At 49.4% G+C, this 19,256-nt stretch carries 19 protein-coding genes; 5 read left to right on the forward strand and 14 right to left on the reverse strand.

Annotation, left to right across the window (positions count from 1 at the left end; genetic code table 11):
• The first annotated feature begins 9 nt into the window (after nucleotides 1-9).
• The gene (locus ACG2E4_RS15785; RefSeq protein ID WP_395261884.1) at nucleotides 10-2,133 is read left to right on the forward strand and encodes a CARDB domain-containing protein; all 2,124 of its coding nucleotides are present in this window, start codon (nucleotides 10-12) and stop codon (nucleotides 2,131-2,133) included.
• Nucleotides 2,134-2,174: 41 nt separating this feature from the next.
• Here the strand turns inward: ACG2E4_RS15785 and ACG2E4_RS15790 are convergent, their stop codons facing one another.
• From ACG2E4_RS15790 to speD, 11 genes are all read right to left on the reverse strand, one after another.
• Entirely contained in the window at nucleotides 2,175-2,567 is a 393-nt protein-coding gene (locus tag ACG2E4_RS15790; RefSeq protein ID WP_395277176.1) for a response regulator, read from the reverse strand.
• 467 nt (nucleotides 2,568-3,034) lie between these two features.
• On the reverse strand, nucleotides 3,035-4,048 hold the full coding sequence (locus ACG2E4_RS15795) for an LD-carboxypeptidase (protein WP_395277177.1): 1,014 nt from the start codon (nucleotides 4,046-4,048) through the stop codon (nucleotides 3,035-3,037).
• A 9-nt stretch (nucleotides 4,049-4,057) separates the two neighbouring features.
• A complete protein-coding gene (nadD, locus tag ACG2E4_RS15800) occupies nucleotides 4,058-4,648 on the reverse strand; it encodes a nicotinate (nicotinamide) nucleotide adenylyltransferase (protein ID WP_395261881.1) in 591 nt (196 codons plus the stop codon).
• Between the two features lie 2 nt (nucleotides 4,649-4,650).
• Entirely contained in the window at nucleotides 4,651-5,517 is an 867-nt protein-coding gene (locus tag ACG2E4_RS15805; RefSeq protein ID WP_395261880.1) for an outer membrane protein assembly factor BamD, read from the reverse strand.
• An 11-nt stretch (nucleotides 5,518-5,528) separates the two neighbouring features.
• Nucleotides 5,529-6,524 (reverse strand): polyprenyl synthetase family protein, encoded by a 996-nt coding sequence (locus tag ACG2E4_RS15810; protein ID WP_395277178.1) that lies wholly within the window; start codon nucleotides 6,522-6,524, stop codon nucleotides 5,529-5,531.
• 68 nt (nucleotides 6,525-6,592) lie between these two features.
• Nucleotides 6,593-7,612 carry a type 2 isopentenyl-diphosphate Delta-isomerase gene (gene fni / locus ACG2E4_RS15815; protein WP_395261878.1) on the reverse strand — a complete coding sequence of 340 codons (1,020 nt, stop codon included), beginning with the start codon at nucleotides 7,610-7,612 and terminating at the stop codon, nucleotides 6,593-6,595.
• A 12-nt stretch (nucleotides 7,613-7,624) separates the two neighbouring features.
• Nucleotides 7,625-8,152, reverse strand: coding sequence for a GNAT family N-acetyltransferase (locus ACG2E4_RS15820; RefSeq protein WP_395261877.1), 528 nt, complete (start codon nucleotides 8,150-8,152; stop codon nucleotides 7,625-7,627).
• Between the two features lie 85 nt (nucleotides 8,153-8,237).
• Entirely contained in the window at nucleotides 8,238-8,981 is a 744-nt protein-coding gene (locus ACG2E4_RS15825; protein ID WP_395277180.1) for an SDR family NAD(P)-dependent oxidoreductase, read from the reverse strand.
• A gap of 210 nt (nucleotides 8,982-9,191) precedes the next feature.
• Nucleotides 9,192-10,040, reverse strand: coding sequence for a polyamine aminopropyltransferase (speE, locus tag ACG2E4_RS15830; RefSeq protein ID WP_395277181.1), 849 nt, complete (start codon nucleotides 10,038-10,040; stop codon nucleotides 9,192-9,194).
• 125 nt (nucleotides 10,041-10,165) lie between these two features.
• Complete coding sequence (locus ACG2E4_RS15835) at nucleotides 10,166-10,678, reverse strand: pyruvoyl-dependent arginine decarboxylase (RefSeq protein ID WP_395277182.1); 513 nt, start codon at nucleotides 10,676-10,678, stop codon at nucleotides 10,166-10,168.
• An 8-nt stretch (nucleotides 10,679-10,686) separates the two neighbouring features.
• On the reverse strand, nucleotides 10,687-11,091 hold the full coding sequence (gene speD, locus ACG2E4_RS15840; protein ID WP_395261873.1) for an adenosylmethionine decarboxylase: 405 nt from the start codon (nucleotides 11,089-11,091) through the stop codon (nucleotides 10,687-10,689).
• A gap of 310 nt (nucleotides 11,092-11,401) precedes the next feature.
• Between speD and ACG2E4_RS15845 the strand changes: the two genes are divergently transcribed.
• Complete coding sequence (locus ACG2E4_RS15845; protein ID WP_395277183.1) at nucleotides 11,402-13,387, forward strand: thiamine pyrophosphate-dependent enzyme; 1,986 nt, start codon at nucleotides 11,402-11,404, stop codon at nucleotides 13,385-13,387.
• Nucleotides 13,388-13,667: 280 nt separating this feature from the next.
• Here ACG2E4_RS15845 and ACG2E4_RS15850 read toward each other — a convergent pair whose 3' ends face one another.
• The 3 genes from ACG2E4_RS15850 to ACG2E4_RS15860 form a co-directional block, all read right to left on the reverse strand.
• A complete protein-coding gene (locus ACG2E4_RS15850) occupies nucleotides 13,668-13,946 on the reverse strand; it encodes a hypothetical protein (RefSeq protein ID WP_395261871.1) in 279 nt (92 codons plus the stop codon).
• A gap of 254 nt (nucleotides 13,947-14,200) precedes the next feature.
• The gene (locus tag ACG2E4_RS15855; protein WP_395277184.1) at nucleotides 14,201-14,863 is read right to left on the reverse strand and encodes an ankyrin repeat domain-containing protein; all 663 of its coding nucleotides are present in this window, start codon (nucleotides 14,861-14,863) and stop codon (nucleotides 14,201-14,203) included.
• 317 nt (nucleotides 14,864-15,180) lie between these two features.
• Nucleotides 15,181-15,333, reverse strand: a complete 153-nt coding sequence (locus ACG2E4_RS15860; protein WP_395261869.1) for a hypothetical protein — start codon at nucleotides 15,331-15,333, stop codon at nucleotides 15,181-15,183.
• A gap of 261 nt (nucleotides 15,334-15,594) precedes the next feature.
• On the opposite strand from ACG2E4_RS15860, the gene ACG2E4_RS15865 reads away from it, so the two are divergent.
• The 3 genes from ACG2E4_RS15865 to ACG2E4_RS15875 all read left to right on the forward strand — a co-directional run bounded on the left by ACG2E4_RS15865 (nucleotide 15,595) and on the right by ACG2E4_RS15875 (nucleotide 19,092).
• Complete coding sequence (locus tag ACG2E4_RS15865) at nucleotides 15,595-16,098, forward strand: hypothetical protein (protein WP_395277185.1); 504 nt, start codon at nucleotides 15,595-15,597, stop codon at nucleotides 16,096-16,098.
• Between the two features lie 55 nt (nucleotides 16,099-16,153).
• A complete protein-coding gene (locus ACG2E4_RS15870) occupies nucleotides 16,154-17,227 on the forward strand; it encodes an alanine racemase (RefSeq protein ID WP_395277186.1) in 1,074 nt (357 codons plus the stop codon).
• 86 nt (nucleotides 17,228-17,313) lie between these two features.
• A complete protein-coding gene (locus ACG2E4_RS15875; protein ID WP_395277187.1) occupies nucleotides 17,314-19,092 on the forward strand; it encodes an SLC13 family permease in 1,779 nt (592 codons plus the stop codon).
• Nucleotides 19,093-19,256 lie beyond the last annotated feature (164 nt).

The following is a 19,256-nucleotide window of genomic DNA, read 5'->3' on the forward strand; positions in this document are numbered from 1 at the left end:
AACAACATTGTGGATTTTGTCTTTCAAGGCTTCCAATCGGGACTACCCAGCTGGGTTTACCTGCTGCTCATCGCCGCAACGCTGGGCATCGCCTGGTGGTCTTATAAGGATTTCAAGGCGATTCGGCCGTTGTATCGATATGGACTCATCACGCTCCGGGGGCTTACATTTCTGCTGTTGCTCCTGCTACTGCTGAACCCGCTGTTCCGGTCCGAACTGACACAGTATAACAATCCGGAAGTATTGGTGATGTTCGACAATTCTGCCAGCGTTTCAATCAACAAGGGCGACTACGAGGGAACCGGGGACTACCGGCGGACCATTGCGGACCTGAACTTTCAGGCTATAGATCGCCTTGATTTCCGCTTCTTTTCATTCGGTGACCAAGTAGTTCTCAGCCATCCGGACAGCCTCTCATTTGACGGGAGCAAGACCAACCTCAACCAAAGCCTTGAAATCATAAGGAACAATCAGCGTGATGCCCGTGCCGCCGTGCTGTTTACCGATGGAATCTTTAACCAGGGACAAAATCCCGTCTTTTTATCCCGGGAGCTGGATATCCCGGTTTTTACTGTTGCCCTGGGCGACACCAGCCGACTTCAAGACCTGGTGGTGCAGAACATCGTAACCAATGCCACGGGCTATCTTAACTCTGCTCATCCTGTCGAGGTGACCCTGCTGAACCAGGGTTTCGGGGGAGAGCCATTCCAGGTACAGCTCATATCAGATGGAGAGGTCCTTCAGTCAGAAACAGTAACACCGACGAGCTCCATTTCATCACATACAATCGCTTTTGATCTTCAGCTGAAGGAGGAAGGATTGCAGCAATTCGAGATAGCGATTCCGCCCAAAGAGAATGAATGGACGGAAGCCAACAACGTCCAGCCGTTTTCCATCGAGGTCCTTGATGACAGGCAGCGTATTCTAAGCCTCGCGTTCGAAATCCACCCGGATGTACGGATGGTTCGTACCCTGCTGATGCAGGATGAAAATTCACAGCTGAGCACCCGCACCTGGCTGGGCGGGAACCGGTTTATCAGCGGCGATCTCAACATCGATGCCGATACTCTTGATTTAGTGATTCTGCACGGCTATCCCGGACGGGGGATCTCATCACAGCTGGCCTCCCGCGTAGAAAATATCATGGATTCTGTGCCTGCAGTTATATTCCCAACACCCGGAACTCGGCTCGAAAACCTGCCCTCTTCCGAGTCCGTGCTCCCGATATCCAACCCCGACAACAACAGTGCTGTGGAAGTGAACCTGGCCGCTGCTGTGGAGGCCTCCGAGCACCCCGTCATGGAACTCCCGGAGGTTTCCTACGACCGTCTCCCGACTATCTACAGCCCCATCCGGGGATTGAATTTATCACCGGGTTCAACCGTGCTTTACAACAGCCGGTTCCAGGGAACAGCGACCGGTGAACCGCTGGTAGCCCTGCAGCAGGTCGGGAATCTGCGTCGGGCCCAGCTGAACGCTTTTGGATGGTATCGAATTGCCCAGAGTACTAATCCACAGGCCCGGGAATTTATTGAAAATCTAATATTCAATACCGTGAGCTGGACCGCCACCCAACCTGACAACCGGAGACTCAAAATACAACCTGACCAAAAAAATTTTACCGGAAACGAGCCGGTATCATTTAATGCCTTCCTGACCAATGAAAGTGGTGAGGTCGAAAATGAAGGGGTGATAACCCTAACGTTAACCGGTGAGCAGGTGGAATCCAGGCTCTACAACATGGAAAATACGGGCGGTGGCCAATACCAGCTGGAGATAGGAGCTCTTCCAGAGGGAATCTATGAATTCGAAGCCACTGCCAAAAAGGGCAATCGAACCATAGATACGCAGAGCGGAGAGTTTTCCGTGAGTGGCTCAAATATTGAGTATGTAAATACCGTTCGGAATGATGAGCTTCTTCGTCAAATCGCCGGGGAAACCGGCGGGCAGTTTTATACCTACCAGGAGGCCCATACTCTCTGGCAAGACATGGATGATCGCGGACTGATGGAGGAGCAGCAACATGTTGAAACGCAGCTTTTTTACCCGAATCAGCACCCTTTTTGGTTTGTTATCGTCATCATATTGCTCGGGGCCGAATGGATCCTGCGAAAATATGTGGCGTTACCCTGAGGCAGAGTGATATTGGCCAACGACTTTCAACCTCTCTACTCTCAGGCCGTGTGAAATATATCGCCTTCCAGCTCCATTAATGTTTTGATTAACTTGTTTTTGTTGATCGGCTTGCTCAGGTATCCATCCATTCCGGCATCCATGCAGGCCTTCTTTTCGGTCTCCATTCCACTTGCAGTCAGTGCGATAATAACAGGGCTCTCATCGTCTCCCTGTTGCTGTTTTCGAATTTCAGCTGTGGCCTCATAGCCGTTCATCTCCGGCATCTGGATATCCATTAATACGACATCATACCGGTTGTTTTTAACAGCTTTTACCGCTTCCAATCCTGTTTCAACTACAGAAACGGAGAAACCTTCACGTTCAAGTATTTTCTGTGTCACCACCTGGTTGATCCTGTTGTCTTCAGCGATTAAAATATTTATTTTTTTCATTTTATTATCCCAAGCCGTTTTACTTCATTTTTAAAGAACTGGTGCCAAGTCTTTCGTTTTGCTGCGAATGGAATGGACGCCTGGAGTCCCAGGCTAAACAACATTGAACCGTGCGTATGAACACGTACTGAGAAAGTGTCACCTCGCTAACAGGGTGAAAACCCGATTATAACAACGCAAGAGCCGCATTATTTTTTTGCAGCATAGTACTGGTCGGAAGCCGTCATTCCTTTCACACTATTTTATTTATATGATATATGTAAAATATCATATAAATAAAACATTAGAAATAATTAATTATAAGAGGATTATGCAAAATTCTCAATTCGCCGTTGTGAGGGAGTTGCACTCCCGTTTAAAGGGGTAACAAGGACTGCGGTTCAACCTTACCTCCCGGCAAAATGGTAGATTCTGCAACGGTCCTTTTAACGCTGGCGAAATGCAGCTAAAAATTGAATTGCCGGACGTTATCCAACGGCAGGCTCATTAAACGTAATCATCCCCGAACCGGCGTCCAATGTGGCAGGGAGCCCCACAGGAAGGGTAAACATGTTATCGATATGACCGATCATCGCTCCCCTGCAGGCAGGAATGTTCAGGGGCAGAATATGGTCATCCAGTATCTCCTCAAGCGAAAAGCTGTAGCTATTCCCCGGGGTACAGTTTGTGCACTGACCAAATACCAGGCCCCCGATCTGGTCAAAAATGCCGTTGAGTTTAAGCTGCGTCAGCATGCGATCAATACGGTATACATCCTCTCCAACATCTTCCAGGAATAAAATAGCACCTTCAAAGTCAGGCAGATATTCAGAACCGAGCATCGAGGTCAGCACCGAAAGGTTTCCCCCGAGCAGTGGTCCCTCTGCCCTGCCCGTTCGAATTGGAATACTCGGTTGAACAGCCGGATTTTGAAGTGAAAATCCCTCACACTGCATCACCGCCGTGCGAAAATGACGATACGTAAAGTCGGTCCACTCCGACTTTCCCACCGGACCGTGAAATGTTACCAGCCCTGTTTTGGCGTATATCGAGAGCAACAGCGTTGTAATATCACTAAATCCGATTAGGGGTTTGGGGTTCTCCCCAATTGCATCAAAATCGATATATTGCAGTATCCGGTTGGAGCCCCATCCTCCGCGAAAAGGTATAATGGCATCGATCCCGGGATCCCGGAACATCCTGTTCAGGTCACTTGCCCTTTCCCGGTCCTTTCCCGCAAAGTAGCCATGCCTGTTGAGGGCGTGTTTCCCTACTTGAATCTCAAAGCCAAGATTTTGGAGCGTCTCCTGTATCTCGCCGTACCGGTCCCTTTCCGGGATGATAAATCCGGGGCTGATTAAGCCGATCGTATTCCCTTTGGAAAGCCGGGGTGGTTTGATATATGGCTTCTGCAGACCCGACAACAATCCCGGAGAAAAGCCGGCTGCAAGCCCCGAAAGCCCCGAGAGCCCCATAAACTTCAGAAAAGTATTTCTCTTCATCACTCGATCCTAATCGTTGTACAGGTCATTATCGCGGATGTAGCTTAATACATCCGGCGGCAGGTCCTTTTCCAGGCTTTTCCCGTCTTCTTTCAACCGTTCCCGCAGCTCGGTCGAGGAGATATCCACTGGCGTATGTTTAACAAATCGGGCATTTTCCAGGAAATTATTTTGCTGATCCCGCGAGTTGCTGTCAGGGCGTTCAGCCACCAGCAGGTCGCAGATTTGTACAATTTTTTCGGGCTTGTACCATGAGGAAAAATCCGCAAGCGAATCTTCTCCGATACACAGGTAAAATTTCTTTTCAGGATACTTTTGTTTTAGATATTGAATGGTGTGAATCGTATAGGACGGCTGTGGCAGTCTCTCCTCAATATCTGTGATCCGAACCCCTTTTATATGGTCAAACGCCTGTTCCAGCATCCTTTTTCGGTGTTCGAAGCTGGTGATGTGTTGATCTGTTTTATGGGGCGGCGTGGGAGCCGGTATCACCCAGAGCTCATCGATGAGACCGCTTTCGAGAAAAGATTCCACGATCGCGACGTGACCCGCGTGAACCGGGTCGAACGTCCCGCCGAACAAGCCGATGCGATCAGGCATGATTAGCGCTCATTTATGCTGGCAGTAGGTGTGCTTGCAGTATCTTCCTCAGAGGAGGTATCTTCCAGCTGAGCCAGGGCTACACGAGCCTCATCCACATATTCATCCGCCAGGGAGCGGTGTTCTCCCTGTGGAAATAGCTGCAGGTATTTTTCATAGCTCTCCACCGCTTTCTGGTACCGCTCCTGCTGCTTGGAACTGACACTGTTAGCCGCGTAGGTGTTGTAAGCATTGATCTGGTCAACAAGTGCCTGCTCAGCCCACGCTGTTTCCGGGTATTGATCGATGGTGAGCCCGTAATAGATTGCGGCCGCTTCATATTCGTCGATCCGCATGTAAAGATCAGCTGCGTTATACATTTTGTGCGCCAGTTTGGCCCGCATCTCGTCCACGTACTCGGCAATCTGAGGCAGGCGCTCGGAGTCCGGATACCTGGATTCAAACAGATTAAACTTTTCAATAGCACGGTGGGTATATGTTTGATCCAGCCTGTAACGGGGGCTCAGTTCGTAGTAACAATAGGCTTCTTTAAAGTCGACCTCTTCACGGCGCTCAGACCGTGGAAACAGGGAAGCATAGCGTTCATATTCAGAAGCCGCCAACAAGTAATTTTCATTGTTGAAATGGGATTCGGCGAGATAGTACTGCGCATTCCTGGCGTACTCGGTACCACGGCCCAGGCTGAATACCGTCTCAAACGCGTCTACCGCCTCGGTATAATCCCCCAGTTGAAAAAGCCGCATCGATTTTTTGTAGGCTTCGGGAAGAGAATCGCCCCGCTGAATATAGTTTTGTTTTGAGCAGGCCGAAAAAAGTATTGCTACTGCGACAGCGCCGATAAATGCGAAGTGCGTGTATCTGACTTTCATATTGAGTAGATTCAAAATTCTCTTTTTTTCAGTTTATTAAAATAGGTTATTAAGTCGTCTTTAAAATCCGAATCCGGAAACCGGTCGAGCAGAGCGACCGCTTTTGTGTAGTGTTTTTCAATCGTCTTCTTTGTTTTCTCGACAACACCCAACGCTTCGTATAGCTGGATAACTTCAACGATCTCTTCTTCAGCATTATCCTTTGACGATAATACTTCTTGTATAAACTTCTGCTGCTTCCGGTTCCCCTCCTCTAACGCAAGAATCGAGAGATATGTTTTCTTGCCTTCCATAATATCTCCACCCGGTGTTTTACCAAACTTGGAAGGATCGGCTATTACATCCAGCAGATCATCCTGTATTTGGAAGGCAGTCCCCGTTTCCCTTCCAATTTCGCGCAGGCGTTCCAGTTCGCGCTGTTCAACACCGGCCACCGCGCCTCCCAGCATCAGCGAACCACTGATGAGCGCTGCCGTTTTGCCCCGGATCATCTTTAAGTATTCATCGATGGATACGTCGATGCGATCGGAATATTCCAGATCAAACGCCTGGCCTTCACAAACGGTTTCCGCGCTCTCCAGGAAAATATCCATGATCGTTGCATACTGCTGTTTCGAGTATAGGTCGGACCCCCCATAATACTGCAACTGCTTGAAGGCGTACGCATACATTACATCGCCGGACAAGATGGCCGTGGAGGAATCCCATTTTTTAAATACACTCGGTTCCCCGCGGCGGGTATCGGCCGCATCCATAATATCGTCGTGCAAGAGCGTAAAATTGTGAAGAAGTTCGATCGCAAGGGCCGCCGGTACCGCCTCCTCCGGGTCGCCATTGCACATGCCACAACTGATCAGCGTAAACAAGGGCCGGGTTCGCTTGCCTCCCAGGTTCAGCGTATACCGAACCGGATCATAGAGTTGGGATGGTTCTTCCGGAAGCGCGAGCTGGGTCAACTCCCGGTTAATCAACGTCGTTAAATTTTGATGCTTCAGCGTGCTTTCCAAAAAAACTCGGTTTACCTGATTTTTTAGATGCAAATATAATGAATTTAAGGAAGGATGTAAGAACCGTTTCAGGAATGAATAATATTTTCTCCCGAGAGTGATTCAATCGTTTCGGCCCCCACCAAGGTAAGGATGACTTTGGCCTGATATTGCCATTTTTTGTAAAGCGCCTCAATCCCTTGATAGCCTCCATTTACGACGCTCTGTATGATCGGCTGGGCCGCAGCCCCGAAATCGGCTCCCAGACACACCGATTTTATTAGATCAAAGCTGCTTCGTACGCCCCCTGAAGCGATCAGTTCAAAGTCGTATTGCTCTTTCAGTGTGCGCACCTCCAGCAGGCACCCGAGGGTTGGAATACCCCACTCGTTAAATGCTTCATCCGGAGTTTTGTTGGAAGCCCGTTCATTTTCAACCTTTGCCCAGCTCGTTCCCCCTGCCCCGGCGATATCGATGACCGAAACGCCACAGTCCAGCAATCTCTCGGCCACCTCGGCTGAAATTCCCGCTCCCGTTTCTTTTACAATTACAGGAACCGCGCTGTCCTTCACCAGTTGAGCGATACCCGACTCAACACCTTTAAAATTTCGATCTCCTTCTGGCTGCATAAGCTCCTGCAGGGGGTTCAAATGCACGATCACCGCATCCGCTTCGATGGTATCGATCATAAGTTCAAGCTTGTGGGCCGGCAGCCCCCCCACCAGCTGCGCCCCTCCTATATTCGAGGCGATAAATGCGTTGGGGGCTTTTTCACGCACGATGGAAAAGGTGCTTTTTTGATCCGGGTTTTCCAGCATGGCCCGCTGGCTCCCGACTCCAAACGGCAGATTGTACGCTTCGCAAAATTCGGCGATAATGGCGTTCACGGCTCCTGCGTCGGTATAGCCTCCGGTCATGGAGGAGATAAACAGGGGAAATGAAAACGTACGTCCCAGCAGCCGGGCCTCGGTGCTGACCTCCCTGATATCCACCTCCGGCAGGGCGTTGTGCCTGAAGTCGAACTGCTCAAAACCCGCCGTCCGGTCGTATCCCATTCCACCCGAAACGGTCAGATCCACATGATCCTTTTTGCGTTCTTTTATATCCATCTGCTACCCGTCCTAACGGTGATTGTCGAAAGAGTTACCCAGCTGTTTCAGCCTGGATCCGGCAAGCTGGTAGACCGTCCACTCCTCTTTTTGGCGTGCTCCCAGACTCTCGTAAAAACCGATTGCGCGCTCATTCCATTCCTGGACGGCCCATTCCAGCCGACCGCAGTCGCGGTGATTGGCCAGCCGGGCCAGGTATCTCAAAAATACTTTGCCATACCCATTGCCGCGCATCTCTTTTTTTACGTAGAGATCTTCAAGATAGATGCCCGGTTTCCCCACGAATGTGGAAAAGTTATGGAAAAACAGGGCAAATCCGGCGGGCCGGTCTTCTTCAAATCCGAGGATAACCTCGGCGTACGATCGATCTCCGAACAGGTTTTGGCGCAACAACTCCTCTGTGGAAACGACCTCGTCCTCCAGATTCTCATAATCGGCGAGATCCTTTATAAAAGCATGGATCAAGGGGATGTCTCTTTCATTGGCAAAACGCAATCGGAAATCGGGTTGAGAAGTTTCAATCCAGTTATAGTCACTCATAGTTGTATATCGATTTTGCTACGTAAAGTAAGTGCTGCACGGTCCGCCAGTTCGCCGCACCTTTTATTAGGTATAATTAAATAATTCAGATCATGTAGGAACCACCATTTATATGGAATGTTGAGCCGGTCATATGTTTCACTTTGCCGGAGGCCAAAAACGTGACCAGCTCGGCTACCTCTTCCGGGGATGTTATCTCATCGAAGGCCATCCCCTCCTTCAGGTAATCTTCCCCGTAAATCTCAATCGAGTCGGCGGCCATATCTGTCTTTGTAAATCCGGGAGCCACAGAGTAGGCGACGATCCCTCTGGTGCCGTAGTCGCGTGCAATACTTTTGGTAAAGGCCACCAGCCCCCCTTTCGAGGCCGCGTATGCCGCGTATTCCTGCGTATCTCCCCGGTAAGCCGCCCGCGAAGCTATATTGACCAGCACTCCCTCCCCCTGTTTTATCCAGCAGTTTACCGCCCATTTTGAGAGCAAAGCGGGTGCTCGCAAATTAATCTGGCACGTCCTGTCCCAGTTCTGCAGCCAGCGGTCGTCATCCGAACCCAAATCGGCATCTTCAAAAATACCTGCGTTGTTAACCAGTACATTCGGAGCCGGCCTTTGCTGAAACAGTGGTTTAAGGATTCGGGCTGTTTCAACCTCATCCTCCAGATCTACATGCAGACCTTCAAATGCACTGTGCCGTGCAAGCGTTTCCGGAAAGGGGGAGCGGCGGGCCGTACCTGTGACGGTTGCCCCCGCCTGCAACAGCTTGGCGGATATACTCTTGCCGATCCCCCTTGAGGCACCGGTCACCAGTACATATTTATCTGAAAGCTCCATGAGCCAGCTAATTTGTGCAAAAGAACCTGGATAATAAAGCAACGTACTGCCCTTTTCTGACTAAAGAATAAAGAACATAAATACGATGCGTTCGACAATTCCACAACTCAGAGGCAGGATTTGAGTCGTAATTTGAGGTCTATTTAAAGAAATATTGGGTTAAAAAGGTATCGTTCAAAACCGCCTCTTTATTCCCACGCATGACTATTTTTAGCTGATAATATCCTGCACAAAATTCGGCAGGGCAAAACTGCCGATGTGAACATCCTTGTTATAGTATTTCAACCTTTCCCCAAACTGGCGTACGCCCTTTTCCACCCGTCGCACTGTATCCCCTGTCAGCGGATCAACACCTTTACTGCCGAAGCTAAACGACCACATCCCCGCCGGGTAGAGTGGGATATAGGCCAGGTACATCTTTGAGACCTCAAACATAGCATCCAGTGCGGTGAATATGTTTTTTATGCTGCTGTGATAGGATTTAACCCACGGGCTTTCGGTTTGGGCAACCAGCACTCCATCTTCGGCCAATGCATTGTGGCACGACCGGAGGAAGTTATGCTCAAACAGTCCCTGTGCCGGTCCCACCGGATCCGAGCCATCAATTATGATGACATCATACGGGAGTTTGACGCCGTTGACAAACTGTATGCCATCTTCAAACAGGACATTCAACCTGGGATTCTGCCAGTCTCCCACCTCCGGGAGAAATCTTTTTGAGGCGCGCACCACCACCTCGTCGATCTCCACCAAATCGACCTGTACAACCGAGTCGTGCCGCAGCACTTCGCGGGCCGTGCCTCCATCGCCGCCGCCGACTATCAGGACCCGTTCCGGTTTCGGGTGAGAAAACAGCCCGACATGACTCAACATCTCGTGGTACACAAACTCATCCTTCTCCGAGAGCATGACCATCCCGTCGATCGTCATCATATTGCCCCAGGTGTCGGTTTCCAGCACCTCCACTTTCTGATATTCGGACTGCTCCGAGAAAAGCACATTCTTAACCCCGACTGTTAAACCGGTCTTTTTATGGTAATACTCGTTGTAGGTGGTCATCCGTCAAACGGTCTTTTTAGGATTTAATAGAATTCTTACGAAATGACGAGCAGTCACTCGAAGCCCGCCCGTGGTACAAAGCGGGGCATCAGAGTGTTTTTTGGACAAATTTTCTGTTACTCATGCTACTCATACCACAAGACAGCCGCAGCAAACGTGGCCCCACACGTTTCGACCTGGTGCTCAATGCCGATCGATTTGATCTCTTTCAGCTTCCGTTTCCGGTAATTAAATGCATCGACCACCATCTGGCGCGCGATCGCCTCCACATTTTCGAGCTTGCTGTGGTCCTCAAACTCCATAATCACCCCCGGTTCAGAGCGGTCTTCAGGAATGCCGACAGCAATGGCGGAAGAAATAAAGCGGCCGGGTGTGGTAGAGTCTATCGTGGCATAGGCGAGCGGAATGAGTCCACCTTTCGGGAGATCCATATCACGGATCGCACACTGCTCAGCTCCCGGCGGCAAAATACTGCTCATGCGCATCAGGTTGGTATCGCCCACGCCGGCGTTCAGCAGGGCATTATCAAACGCATTGAGCCGCGTGCGCCCCTCCGATGCCCCCCTGACCAGGCAAAAAATATTGGGCGTGTCAACCATCAGCTGTGGCGAAACCTGCATCTGTGAAGATTTTTTCATTACAACCATTAATTTTCTGTAAGTGTGGATTTGGGTTTAAAAAGGAGACGCTCACCGGGATTGACCCTGAACATCCCCCGCTTCATTTCCATGCTTGACGTGTTTTGGGACTCCAGTGAATTCTTCAGGTGTTCCTGGATTATCCATGGATCGATCGTTTCGCCACATGTGAAAATATCGACAGCCGCGTATTTGTATTCCGGCCAGGTATGAATGGCCACATGGGATTCAGCAATAACTATAACACCGCTGACCCCATGGGGACTGAATTTATGGAAATTGTGTGTAATAATCGTGGCTTTGGAGGCTTTCGTAGCCTCAATAAATGCCGACTCAATAAAATCGACATCATTGAGCTTTTCTGCGTCACAATCATAATATTCAACAAGTATTTGTCGACCAAGTGCTTCCATCTAACAATAAATTCTTTTCAAGTTGTGCACTGCAGGTGCCCTAAATGAAAAATGCGACTGAAAACTTCCCGAAATGCTATTCTCAACATTTCACTGAAGTTGCCGCCGCAAACAGTTGTAACGTTTCTGTAATTTCTAATTTATGTATAATACGCTATGCCCCGCAACAGATGCAGCCGATATATAATTCAATGACCGCATTTCGTTTGTTCATCATTCTGGTCATATTAGCACGGAATCACAACAGAATATGTCGATCCACCGGATCCGACCAACAGCATTCAAATTACTGAAATTTTTTGTTAAATAAATGATCCATCCCACAAAAAATATTTCAAAAGAAGAGGCCGTCGAACTGTACAAAAAACTGCTGCTGCCCCGGCGTATTGAGGAGCGGATGATCAACCTTCTGCGGCAGGGAAAGATAAGCAAATGGTTTTCAGGGATCGGGCAGGAGGCGATCTCCATAGGAGCGGCAGCCTCGCTCAGCGATGAAGATTATCTGCTGCCGATGCACCGGAACCTGGGATTGTTTACCACGCGGGGGGTCGATCTGTACAGGCTGTTTTGTCAGCTGCTCGGCAAGGCGGACGGGTTCACTAATGGGCGAGACCGCTCGTTTCATTTTGGAAGCCTCGACAACCGGATTGTGGGGATGATTTCACACCTGGCCGCCACGCTGCCCGTTGCGGACGGGCTGGCTCTGGCATCACGGATGAAAGAGACCGGTTCCGTTGTCTGTAGTTTTTGCGGCGACGGCGCCACCAGTGAGGGTGACTTCCACGAGGCCCTGAACCTGGCGGCGGTCTGGGAACTTCCGGTCATCTTTGTGATCGAAAACAACGGGTACGCCCTCTCCACCCCCACCTCGGAACAGTACGCCTGCCAGCACTTGTTGAACCGGGCGATCGGTTATGGACTGGCGGGACTCAAAATCGACGGAAATAATATTTTTAACGTAATGGATGAAATGGCCGATGCCCGGAAAACCGCCTTGCGTGGTCAGCCGGTACTGATAGAGGCCAAGACCTTTCGCATGCGGGGACATGAAGAGGCCTCGGGCACCTCCTATATACCTGATGAGCTGTTTGAGGAATGGAAACGGCGCGACCCGATCCTCCAGCTGAAAAAATGGATAAAAAACAAGAAACTGGTTACCACGGAAGAGGAATTTTCAGCTGTTGCAGACCAGGTGGATCAACTATTTGAGGATGAGCTGGAGCGTGCTCTCAATGCGGATGACCCCGTATTTGATGAAGAGAAAGAGACCGCTGCCGTTTTTACTTCGGCTGAAATCCCCTCCCCTGCTAAACCAGGAGCAACCCAATCTGAACAACGGTTTGTCGATGCTGTAAGCAACGCCCTTCGGCAGGCGTTCCTGGAGGATGACTCCTATATTATGCTTGGGCAGGATATTGCCGAATACGGGGGCGTCTTCAAGGTAACGGAGGGATTTGTAGAACAGTTTGGCAAAGAGCGCATTCGCAATACCCCGACCATGGAATCAGGCGCAGTGGGCACGGCGATAGGGTTGGCGCTGGAAGGTTTCAAACCGGTCGTTGAAATGCAGTTCGCTGATTTTATATCCTGCGGTTTTAACCAGGTGATCAATAATCTGGCAAAATCCCGTTATCGATGGACTCCACCGCTCAATGTTACGATTCGTGCTCCACACGGTGCCGGCGTGGGATCGGGGCCGTTTCATTCGCAGTCGCCGGAAGGCTGGTTTATGCAGCACGCCGGCCTGAAAATCGTGGTGCCGTCCTCCGTGCAAGATGCCCAAAACCTACTCTACAGTGCGCTGATGGATCCCAATCCCGTTCTCTTTTTTGAGCATAAAAAGCTCTACAGAAGTCTTAAATCCACAATTTATGACCACTGCCAACCTGAAGAGCTCGGCAGTGCCGCAATATGCAGAGAAGGGACGAGCGCCAGCATTATAACCTATGGGATGGGCGTGCACTGGGCATACGAGATAGCCGAAGAGTATGAACGAAAGGGCGTTGAACTGGAAATTGTAGATCTGCGATGTCTCTATCCACTTGATCTTGAAACGGTCAGGACATCAATAATCAAAACAAATAAAGCCTTGCTGCTACAGGAGCCCTCCTTGACCCTGGGACCGATGAGTGAGCTTTCAGCCCTGATCAATGAACAGTGCTTTGAACACCTGGATGCCCCCCTCATCCGCTGCGGTTCCCTGGACACTCCCATCCCCTTCAACAAGAGACTGGAGGAGGGATATCTCGCTTCTCACAGGCTGAAAGAAAAGATCAATCAGTTGTTGGAGTACTAAAACCTGCTTTTCTCACCAAGAAATTGGTTCGTGAGTTACGGCTTCCTCAAAAATATTAAAGCCGCTCCCCAGGCAAAAATATTCCTTCTTTGTGCGAACAAAACAAATCCCAAACTCCTGCGGAAGTTAGTCAATCGGTGGACCTATTCCACACTTAACTTCCGGCATACTTCCCCTCTTTTGGCGAATGAAACCAGCCGCATCCAGATACTGAGAGCACAATTTAAATGAAGAACAGGTTGGCAAGTCCCTCTGTCAATGAATAAATCAGCCGTTCTACCTACTGATTTATCGTATCAGATTTACCAGACCTTAATTTTTCGAGAGCAATTTGTGTCGCCAGTTTATATTCTATGTTCTCATAATTATTCATCTGCTTTACCAGCCAATTTAGTGCTTGTTTTCCCTTCCGGGCTTTACAGGTAAATTCCTTTTCTCGCTTATTTTGATCCAGGTATTCTTCAAATACCTCCACTTCAGTGGCGTCTAAATTACCATCCAGGTAATCAGTGAGATAATCGGTAAGCACGTCGTCATCATCAAAGGATGTAATATCCATAACAGGACAAGAAGTGATGTTCAGGTTTACATTCCCTGTAACTCAAAATATGAGTGTTTGTTCCATTCCTCCCTGTTTTTGTTAGATAAACTTAATAAACAGATTTCGGGGAACTTAACAAAATCCGGAGATCATCCAAACAGTGATACTCATTTTTATTTTTGTGGCGTCCCCTCACATTAACTCTTTGAGTGCGCTATCAACATATTCCGGCTTTCATAAAGAAACACAGCCCCCCGGTCTCTTCCTGATATTTACTGCGTGTTATTCTCCTCCAGAAGTGACACCACCTCCGGGTGATTGTTGTCCCGGGCAAATTTTATGGCGGTGTCCCCATCCTTGTCTTTCAGCTGTGTGTCGGTATCATATTCCAGCAGGGTACTGACTACCTCCTCATGCCCTCCTGCTGCTGCAAACATAAGAGCGGACCAGCCTTCTACCTGGTCAGCGGTATTGGGATCGGCCTCCCACTCCAGCAAAAGCTCAACCGTCTCAGCATACGGTCCACTGGCAGCAAAAATCAGAGGTGTTCGCCCCTCCGTATTTTTATCCTCCACCCGGGCGCCCGCCTCCAGCAGAATCCGGGATACTTCTGTGTGTCCATTAAAGGCCGCCAGCATAAGGGCGGTACGGCCGCGTTGATCGGAGGCATTCACATCAATCCCCTCCTCTATCGCCGCGCGTACCTTCCCGATCTCTCCCTCAAGCGCAGCCGTCCTTAACTGCTGGGCATTAAGCTCATCCGGCGACGATCCCCCCGATGATTGCTCTTGCGGAGTATGCTGGGAAGACCTGGCTGAATCATTCGATTCACTGCTACACGAACTCAACGGTATTACAACGACAAGAAGTGCAATAATCCAACAGAGGGCCGGCAGTGACCTATCGGTTCGCGTATTTTCCGGATTTGTGTTCATAGATTCAGACCTGTCAAATAAGTTTTGCAATTAATTTCATAGCGACGTCGAGTTCAACACCGGCGCAACATATTGTAGACCGGCGTTGAACTGCAGTTTAATACCCCCGCATACTGGTTAATGAGCATATTGTGAAGGGCTCTTGTTCGTTTTAAGCATCCAGCAAAGAAATAGAAAATAATTAACAGAGGGCTTTGCAAAACCTTCAATTCCTCGTTTTAAGGGCGTTGTACTCCTGTTTAAAGGTCCCAAAGGCCGGTAGTACAGCTACTCCCAACAACATAGCAGGTCCTGCAAAGGCCCCTGTAAAGTATATACTAATTGAGCAGATTAGGGAAAAACAGGCTGATCAGCCACGTCAATATATAATATACTGCAATTCCTCCCACAGTCAATCCAAGTACCACAACTGCAATTGCAGTGCCCTCTGACATCTCCTTCTTCTTGGTCCCTTTTTTCTTCTTCGCCATAATATCCTCGTTATATGTTTTATAAACCAAGCTAATACTTCAATAAAAATCAATCAATTTGTACCGTGATTTTATCCATTGCAGTTGTTTAATTTACCAGAGGGTTTGCAAAACCGCCGGTGACGTGAAAACTTTGCAGCCCCAGGTTAAGTACCTTGCATTACGTTGGCTGCGGGTGAAATTCCCATTTTAATATAACCGTTTTTTTTAACTATCCCGTGTCTCCAATTTATTGACAGCTGCACCTCAATTACTTTTCAGATGATTATTAAAGAAAAATACTCCGGTTACTGGATTCAGATAACCTCCGCCCTGGCCTTGGGTACACTGTTGTTTCTGGGTGCCTACCATGTTGCCGAGGATGTAGTGTGGGAAGGCGTACTCCGTTTAATCGCATTTGGACTGCTGGCGGGTACGGTATTCAGCGGTCTGAAAGTGATGCAGGGCAAGCACACCATCGAATGCTCTACTGAAAACGGAGAGCTGATTCTTACCTATTTGAGGAAAGATCGGGTCGTCAGCCGCGACATTTTTAAACTTGGCAACATCGAAACGGTATATACGGAACCGAACACCCAATTTTTCGGAACCGGTTTTTTTCCCGGGGATCTGAATATTAAATTTATGCCGGCAGACTCAGACCGGCCATTAACCCTGGTAGAGGTCCACGGAAGGGCGCTTGCCCTAACAAAAGAAGACGCCGAGCACCTAATCTCATACATTCATGAGCATGCCCCTGATTCCACCGACCATAAAACGGGATAAAGTCGGACGACTTTATCCCCATTACCAAAAAACTGCTTTTAACATTTGAATTCTCATGATCAGCTCGCCGACTTTACTTATCGATCCCAAAAAATGTAAGACAAACATCAGGCGTATGGCAGAAAAGGCCGGGAATCACGGATTAGCCTTCAAACCGCATGTAAAGACCCACCAGTCGCCGGTTATCGGAGAGTGGTTCCGGGAGTTTGGAATCGATGCCATCACCGTCTCGTCAGTCAAGATGGGTCACCTGTTTGCCGATCACGGCTGGAGGGATATCACCGTCGCATTCCCGGTGAATATTCGTGAAATTGATTCCATCAATACCCTGGCCGCGAAGATCGATGCCCTTAGCCTGCTGGTGGCAAATATCGAATCGGTCCAGTTTTTGAGGGAGCATCTGACTGAACCCGCCCAGGTCTATATCGAAATTGATACCGGAGGTGAACGGTCCGGATTCAGGCCCGGACAAACAGACTCCATAGCGCGGCTGATCCGTTTCATAAAACACTCCGATTTGCTGACGCTCAAAGGCTTTTACTCGCATCCCGGTCACACCTACTCTGCCCGTTCCAAACATGAAATCAAGGCGATATACGCCGATGTTGTGTTACAGGTTCAGCGACTTAAAAATCGTTTCAACAACCTGACCTGCTGTATTGGAGATACCCCGGGATGCACCGTGGCCGATGATTTCGGGGAAGTCGATGAGATCAGCCCGGGCAACTTTGTGTTTTACGACCTGATGCAGGCACAAGCAGGTGCCTGTACCATCGAAGATATTGCAGTGGCGTTGGCGGCGCCGGTGGTTGCGACATATCCCCAGCGCAATGAATGCGTTATTCACGGGGGTGCCGTCCACTTGTCAAAAGAAACACTGGAATGGGATCGTCAAACCATATACGGGCTTCCCGTTCTGCTGGAAGAAAACAACAGATGGTCCCAGCCCGTTGAAAATGCTTTTATAAAGAACCTTTCCCAGGAACACGGCATTCTGAAATGCAGCCCACCACTCATGAAAAAACTACATGTGGGGGATATTATCGGGGTTTTGCCGGTCCATTCATGCCTTACAGCCAACCTGATGAAGAGCTATTATTCACTTGAGGGAAATGATCTAATAACCTGAATAAAAAACGCTTGAGAGTATATAAATTTTAACTCCTATTTTCCTGTTACATCGGTGTGCAACTGGTAACAAGCAAATAACCAAATATGAGTTTTGAAATATTATTTGTTTTTTCCCTGTTGGCAATTGCCCTTTTTCTTTTTAGTTCGGAATATGTTTCTTTTGATATTGCCGCAATAATTATCATGTGCCTGTTGCTGGTTACGGGCATACTTACCCCTTCAGAAGGCCTTTCCGGCTTCAGCAATCCCGCCACGCTCACTGTTGCCGCCATGTTTGTGCTCAGCGAGGGGCTCCGCCGTACCGGGATTTTGAATAAAGTCGGGGATTTTTTCACCCGGCAGATGGAAGATAATTTCTGGCTGGGTTTTCTCGGGATGCTCCTGTTTGTCAGCCTCTCTTCCTCCTTTATTAACAATACGGCGGTCGTGGTAATCTTCATTCCCGTATTCATTGATATCGCCTCCAGAATTGATGTCAGCCCCTCAAAACTGTTGATGCCACTCTCATTTGCAGGGATCATGGGAGGCATTTGCACGCTCATCGGCACCTCCACCAATATATTGGTAAGTTCCATTGCCGAGGACCGTGGTCTTGAGCCGCTTGCCATGTTTGAATTCACTCCCGGTGGAATTCTCTTTTTGTCAGCCGGGTTCATCTATCTTTTTACGATCGGCATCAAGATGATTCCCAACCGGCGAAAAAACGAGGAGCTGACCTCAGGCTACAAGATGCAGGGATATCTCACCGATGTGGTGCTCGAACCAGGCTCTGACCTGGTGGGAACCGTTTTGGATGAACAGGAGCTGACGGCCCATCTGGATCTAGATGTGCTTCGAATATTTAAGCCCGGAAGAGACTCATCGGCCCAGCGTTCGGAAGTGTACCTGAAGGCCGGCGACATCCTTCGCATACGCGGCAGTGCGGAAGAGATCAACAAGCTGCTGCAACGGGAGGATATTTCTCTGAAGCCTCCCAAAAAATGGGTGGACGTAGACCTGGAACAGAGTCGCGACGCCCTTGTTGAGGCGGCCGTCGCACCGGATTCATCGCTGGTCGGGGAAACACTGGGAGAGATCGACTTTTACGACCGGTTTGGAGCAGTCCCGCTCGCCATCCGCCATCGCGGCGAACTGATGCACGAAGATCTCGAAAAAGTGGTCATTTCCGGGGGCGACTCCCTGCTTCTGAACATGAGCAAAGATCGAGTAAAACAGATCGATACCGATCCCTCTTTCGTGCTGGCCTCGGAGGTGGGCGTGTACCGCTACAGAACCGAAAAAACGTATAAAGCGCTGGCGATCCTTGCAGGGGTGGTTCTTTCGGCAGCACTCGGCTACCTGCCGATCGTGGTGAGCGCAATCGCCGGGGTGATATGCATGATTTTAACCGGCTGCCTTTCCGCAGATGAGGCCTACCAGGCGGTAAATTGGAAAGTGATACTGCTGCTTGCCGGGGTAATTCCACTGGGAACCGCCATGGACAAAACCGGGGCGGCAGCCCTGCTGGCCGACGGGATGATCAGTCTGTTATCCGTGCTTGGTCCAAGAGCTATATTGTCGGGCTTCTTCCTGCTCACCATGGGGATCACCGCCGTGATGTCCAACAACGCCTCGGCCGCACTTTTGGCCCCCATTGCCATCCAGACAGCCGACTCCCTCGGGGTCAATGCGGAACCGTTTCTGTTTGCCGTTACGTATGCAGCCTCGCTCAGTTTTATAACTCCCTTCGGATATCAGACCAATACGCTTGTCTACGGCACGGGTAGTTACAAGTTCACAGACTTTACCAAGGTGGGGCTTCCCCTAAATATTATCTTCTGGATTATTGCGACGATTGCCATCCCGATGATCTGGCCGTTTTAACCCGGATTATTCACGAAGAAATTTGGTTGTGCACGAGGCGAAGGAAACATGACCGCGAAATAGCACATATGTACAGTGAGCACCTCATGTTTCCTTCAACGAAGTGCACGGCCCAATTTCGCAGCTATTTGTGAGGATACCCAAATTTGAGCTACCGGGTACTT

The sequence above is a fragment of the Halalkalibaculum sp. DA384 genome (assembly GCF_043951955.1).
Taxonomy (GTDB): domain Bacteria; phylum Bacteroidota; class Rhodothermia; order Balneolales; family Balneolaceae; genus JAMQKA01.

Coding starts and splice junctions, on each gene's coding strand:
- nadD (WP_395261881.1), bottom strand. CDS start 4,648: ATGCCTGATCGCATCGGCTTGTTCGGCGGGACGTTCGACCCGGTTCAC.
- ACG2E4_RS15870 (WP_395277186.1), top strand. CDS start 16,154: ATGATCAGCTCGCCGACTTTACTTATCGATCCCAAAAAATGTAAGACA.
- ACG2E4_RS15825 (WP_395277180.1), bottom strand. CDS start 8,981: ATGGAGCTTTCAGATAAATATGTACTGGTGACCGGTGCCTCAAGGGGG.
- ACG2E4_RS15820 (WP_395261877.1), bottom strand. CDS start 8,152: ATGAGTGACTATAACTGGATTGAAACTTCTCAACCCGATTTCCGATTG.
- fni (WP_395261878.1), bottom strand. CDS start 7,612: ATGGATATAAAAGAACGCAAAAAGGATCATGTGGATCTGACCGTTTCG.
- ACG2E4_RS15845 (WP_395277183.1), top strand. CDS start 11,402: ATGATCCATCCCACAAAAAATATTTCAAAAGAAGAGGCCGTCGAACTG.
- ACG2E4_RS15790 (WP_395277176.1), bottom strand. CDS start 2,567: ATGAAAAAAATAAATATTTTAATCGCTGAAGACAACAGGATCAACCAG.
- speE (WP_395277181.1), bottom strand. CDS start 10,040: ATGACCACCTACAACGAGTATTACCATAAAAAGACCGGTTTAACAGTC.
- ACG2E4_RS15855 (WP_395277184.1), bottom strand. CDS start 14,863: ATGAACACAAATCCGGAAAATACGCGAACCGATAGGTCACTGCCGGCC.
- ACG2E4_RS15860 (WP_395261869.1), bottom strand. CDS start 15,333: ATGGCGAAGAAGAAAAAAGGGACCAAGAAGAAGGAGATGTCAGAGGGC.
- ACG2E4_RS15850 (WP_395261871.1), bottom strand. CDS start 13,946: ATGGATATTACATCCTTTGATGATGACGACGTGCTTACCGATTATCTC.
- ACG2E4_RS15835 (WP_395277182.1), bottom strand. CDS start 10,678: ATGAAAAAATCTTCACAGATGCAGGTTTCGCCACAGCTGATGGTTGAC.
- ACG2E4_RS15805 (WP_395261880.1), bottom strand. CDS start 5,517: ATGAAAGTCAGATACACGCACTTCGCATTTATCGGCGCTGTCGCAGTA.
- ACG2E4_RS15875 (WP_395277187.1), top strand. CDS start 17,314: ATGAGTTTTGAAATATTATTTGTTTTTTCCCTGTTGGCAATTGCCCTT.
- ACG2E4_RS15865 (WP_395277185.1), top strand. CDS start 15,595: ATGATTATTAAAGAAAAATACTCCGGTTACTGGATTCAGATAACCTCC.
- speD (WP_395261873.1), bottom strand. CDS start 11,091: ATGGAAGCACTTGGTCGACAAATACTTGTTGAATATTATGATTGTGAC.
- ACG2E4_RS15795 (WP_395277177.1), bottom strand. CDS start 4,048: ATGAAGAGAAATACTTTTCTGAAGTTTATGGGGCTCTCGGGGCTTTCG.